Genomic DNA, 4,780 nt, shown 5'->3' with positions numbered 1-4,780 from the left:
CATAACTGCAATATGGAGGCATGACCATATTTGGATTTTGTACTCTAGTAAATGCTCTAGTTAAAGATAAAAGTTCTCTTTCCATAGTCCTTGATAATTCTTTATAATCAAAAGAGATGTCATTTTCATATTGCCCTTCTTCTTCAGCAATATTATTTAAGAAATCACTTTCTATTGCTTTGAATAGATATTCAATTTTATTATTAGAAGTATTTTCATCGTCAGTTTTTAACTTTTCTTCTTCAGAATTATTAAAGAAATACTTTAAAGGCGTATTTAAAACTTTTGCAAAACATATAACCTACTTATAGGTATATCACATAAACCTTTTTCATATTTTTTAACTTGGAGAGCGCTAATATCTAAAGCTTGCCCTAATTCTTTTTGACTAATACCTACAGCAAGACGTCGTTCTTTTAAACGTTCACTTGCGAGTTTGTCCGGATGTTTTATTGAATCATTCATTTTAACAATAAGCTTTAATTATTAAAAATTAATTATTAATAAAGTCTATTCAACTTTAAATGTAGTATATATTACTTTATATTTAATCAAGCAACTTTATTAAAAATTTAATATAATAATGCTAAAACCCTTTGGTTATCAAGAATTAAGGCTAATAAATAATTAATTAATAGTATAAAAACGATGAGTAATAGAATAGTAAAATTACCAAATTGCGAGAATATAGTAGGATGGGTTAGTTTTTTAGGAATTAAACCTTGAGTATAATTTATTTCATTTAGATTTAGTTTTTTTATTGTTCTACCAAAAGGATCTACTATAGCTGAAATACCGTTATTTGCCACTCTAATCATAGGTAAACCGTTCTCTACAGCTCTACTTCTACTAATATGAAAATGCTGATATGGACCGCTTGATTTACCATACCATGAATCATTTGTAATATTAATTATTACATCGGCTATTTCATTATTCGTCCGTACAAAATCAGGAAAAATAGATTCATAACAAATTAAAGGTTTAATTTTAAGATTATATTTTTCAAGATAAACATGCCCTCCGTCTCCTTCTTTATAATCAATTAAACCGTGAGTTAATTTTTTAAACGGTAGTATCTTTTTAAGAGGCATATACTCACCGAAAGGTACTAAATGTGATTTATGATATTCAAATAATTTATGATCATTTTTATCAAGAGCATACATAGCTGAGTAAAGTTCAAATTCATCACCTTGTTTTTTATTATCCGAGATCCCTCCTGTTATCAAAATAGCATTTGTAGAATTTAGCATTTGTAATAATTCTGATTTAACTTGCGGTATATCATCAGGTACTACTAATGCTGCTTCAGACCAAATAATTAAATCGGTGGGCTCGGAATTTTCCGATAAATTAATATGTAGCATTAAATTATGCCAAAATTCTTCTTCATTCCATTTTTCGGTTTGAGGAATTGAAGGCTGCGCTAATCGTACTTTTATATCAGTGAAATTTGTAGGGTTATTACTTAGCCTTATGCTGCCATAAATAACAATTGCGGTTAATATTAAGACTGAACTAGCTAGTAATATTTTTAACTGAGTAAATTGCTTGCTAAATAAAGGATAAGCTGATGTAGAAATATATATAACTATAAAACTAAGTCCATATATCCCTAATATACTTAAAGGCTGTATTAAAATATCTGAAAACGAGAAAGCATAGCCGATCAAATTCCAAGGAAGACCGGTAAAAATCCACGAACGTACCCACTCGAATAATACCCAATATATGCAAAATATAAATTGATAATATTTATTATTCTTAGCAAAAAAGCTAAGCATACAGCTTGCCGATATAAAGAAGGCTAAAACTATAGGTAGCCCAAATAACGCAAAAGGAATTGCCCACCAAAAATCCGCAATATAAACGCTAACACCGATACTTATCCAATATATTCCACTTAAAAAATGCCCAAAACCGAATAAATAACCAAATTTTGCGGCTTCGTGCCAATTTTCGGATTTTTGAACTATATAACATAAGTAAGATAACGTTAATAATGCCGGTATAAAGAAAGTCGGAGCAAAAACTAAACCGCTTAACATCCCTAGCAGTAAACATATGATTTTAGGTTTATACATTTTTATCGATTATTTGTTTACAAAATAATACATCATGCTATCATTTCAGCAAGTTTTAATATAATGAGTAAATAAATGACTACGGGATTACTACAAGGAAAAAAAGGCTTAATTACAGGTATTGCAAATAATATGTCAATATCATGGGCGATTGCACAGCTTGCTAAAAAACACGGAGCAGAGCTATGGTTTACTTATCAATCGGAAGTACTAGCAAAACGAGTTAAACCACTCGCTGAGGAAATAGGTTGTAATTTTGTTAGCGAACTTGATGTTACGAATCCAAAATCAATTAGTAATTTATTTGATGATATAAAAGAGAAATGGTGTAGCTTCGATTTCTTACTTCACGGTATGGCTTTTGCTGATAAAAATGAATTAAAAGGACGTTATGTTGATACTAGCTTAGAAAATTTTCATAATTCTTTACATATATCATGTTATTCTCTTTTAGAACTCTCAAGGTCCGCAGAAGCCTTAATGCATGACGGCGGAAGCATTGTGACGTTAACTTACTACGGTGCTGAAAAAGTTGTACCTAATTATAATGTAATGGGGATTTCTAAAGCTGCGCTTGAGGTTAGTGTAAAATATCTAGCAAACGATTTGGGAGAAAATAATATTAGAGTAAATGCTATTTCGGCGGGACCTATCAAAACTCTAGCATCTAGTGTAATAGGTGATTTCAGTACTATGCTTAAATCTCACGCTGCAACCGCACCGCTAAAACGTAATACTACCCAAGAAGATGTAGGAGGAGCAGCAGTATATTTATTTAGTAATTTATCTAAAGGTGTTACCGGTGAAATTCATTATGTAGATTGCGGCTACAATATTATGGGAAGTAATAAATTATTGTAGGAGTTGATATCATTCTTGCGAAAGGTTTGTTTGTGTGGACACCGAATCGTCATTGCGAGCGACTGGAAAGGAGTGCGGCAATCTCAGGACTTTGGCACGAGATTGCTTCGTCGAAATTTACAATTTTTCCTCGCAATGACGAAAAATCAAATACAACAAAATTACCCCTTACTATGATTTCTTTTTTTGAGGTGTTCAGGTTTTGGAGGAACAGGCGGTTTTTTGGATTTTGCCTGAACCTTTTTAGCTTCTGACGGCAATGCCGGATTATTTAATCTATTTAACTCTTTTGAGATTTGTTTTAACTGTTCTTGTACTTCTACCTTTAAAGGAGTATGAGAATTTTTAATTTCACTATTTACTATTTTTCCTATTTTCTCAAGATTTTCTTTAGAAATAGAATATGATTTTATACTTATATAATTAACAATCTTTGACCACCAAGTTTGTCTTTTATCTAATTCTTGATGTATTATATCTACTAAATCATTTTTTTTGAATGTTAATATATAATCAGAAGCTCCTTCTAAGGATTTAGATAAATGCCTTTTTATTTCTTCTCGTCTCTTATCTTCAATACTTACCTTTTTGCCTTTCTCGAGTGTTGTTATTGCTTTTTCAATTATTGAAGATATCTTAGTCTCTTTTTCTTCACTTGCTTTATTTTCTAAATTTGCTTTGGTATTAAAATGTATATTGGTTCCTATTTTAGCATCTACTAATTGTTTAACATACTTACCGTTAGGAGCAGCTATTCCTCCTTCTATTTTCAATGCTTCTTCCGGTGATTTTTTATATATTTTCTCATATATTTCTGATTCTCGAAAAAGCGGAGCATATAATAAAAAATTAATACTTTGAGCTATTCTACTATCTACTAAATCTTTAGAATTTCTTTTAGGATAAAATTTTTCTTGTAAAATACGATAGTGTTCTAATATTTCCTGGGTTATATCTTTTACATCAAGAGATTGTAATTCTCCTTTATCATTAAATTTTGCTTTCATACCTGAGCGTTTTGCTTCCAACAATAATATTCCTTGAAAAATTTTATTATTAGGAGTGCGACAAACAAAATTAGGATCATTATCTGGCATTAATTCATTTGCATTTTCCATTATTGCTTGATTGAGCTTATGTAACTGCTCCTTATTAAGCTTTTTATCTAAAAAACTTATAAAAGCTTCCCTTTGTTTTTGCTTACTTGCATTACTAAAAGCCTGCTGCATCTTTTGCAAAACATCAAAATCAAAATTTTCGTTACCTATTTCTTTGATAACTAAATTTGCTAAATTTTTTGTTTCAGTATTCACTGTTTCTTTTTTATTTTTTGTAGCCATATATTAATCTAACTTGTAATTATTTAAATATAAATGATAGATTAAATTAATTTCTAGGGGTTTTTACTATATTTATAATCAAAACTTTAAGACAGTATCTAGAAAGTCATACTGGACTTTCGCTATTTCCTAGAATTTCTATTGATTCTAATGGTATTATTTCATTATACGTGGGATAACCAAGGTTACTTAAAATATCTAAATCCCTTAGACCTTTAATATAAACACTTTCTGGGTTATTGAATTCTTTTTCTAAGGTTTGTAACGAATACAACATACTTGCATCTGCATTATTTACTATATCTTGTTTAAAAAAATTACTGATAAATAAAAACATTATACTTTGTGCTAAACTATTTTTAATATAAAATTCTTTTAAGCATTCAATAAAATTTTCAAAAAAACTTACTTCTTCAATTAGTTTTTCAAAAGGAATTTGACAAGCAGGTAACAATTTTTGATATAATTTTTTCTGCAATTCCTTTTCTTCAA

Annotated in this window: 5 protein-coding genes; 1 reads left to right on the top strand and 4 read right to left on the bottom strand. The window is 29.5% G+C overall.

Annotated elements, in window-relative coordinates; all coding sequences use genetic code 11:
* Positions 1 to 276 precede the first annotated feature (276 nt).
* Both KYQ89_RS02625 and lnt read right to left on the bottom strand, forming a co-directional pair.
* Positions 277 to 465, bottom strand: coding sequence for a helix-turn-helix domain-containing protein (locus tag KYQ89_RS02625; RefSeq protein ID WP_256621211.1), 189 nt, complete (start codon positions 463 to 465; stop codon positions 277 to 279).
* Positions 466 to 572: 107 nt separating this feature from the next.
* Positions 573 to 2,087, bottom strand: a complete 1,515-nt coding sequence (gene lnt / locus KYQ89_RS02620) for an apolipoprotein N-acyltransferase (RefSeq protein ID WP_218460281.1) — start codon at positions 2,085 to 2,087, stop codon at positions 573 to 575.
* 75 nt (positions 2,088 to 2,162) lie between these two features.
* Here lnt and fabI point away from each other — a divergent pair, with 75 nt between their 5' ends.
* Complete coding sequence (fabI, locus tag KYQ89_RS02615) at positions 2,163 to 2,948, top strand: enoyl-ACP reductase FabI (protein ID WP_218460280.1); 786 nt, start codon at positions 2,163 to 2,165, stop codon at positions 2,946 to 2,948.
* A 161-nt stretch (positions 2,949 to 3,109) separates the two neighbouring features.
* Here the strand turns inward: fabI and KYQ89_RS02610 are convergent, their stop codons facing one another.
* Together KYQ89_RS02610 and KYQ89_RS07700 are read right to left on the bottom strand one after the other, a co-directional pair.
* A complete protein-coding gene (locus tag KYQ89_RS02610; RefSeq protein ID WP_218460279.1) occupies positions 3,110 to 4,288 on the bottom strand; it encodes a DUF5410 domain-containing protein in 1,179 nt (392 codons plus the stop codon).
* A gap of 106 nt (positions 4,289 to 4,394) precedes the next feature.
* Positions 4,395 to 4,780, bottom strand: a 386-nt coding sequence (locus KYQ89_RS07700; protein WP_256621210.1) for a DUF5410 family protein, incomplete at its 5' end; no start/stop codon positions are given.

The organism is Rickettsia sp. TH2014 (assembly GCF_019249195.1).
Classification (GTDB): Bacteria; Pseudomonadota; Alphaproteobacteria; order Rickettsiales; family Rickettsiaceae; genus Rickettsia; species Rickettsia felis.
This window is presented reverse-complemented; position numbering and strand designations above follow the sequence as displayed.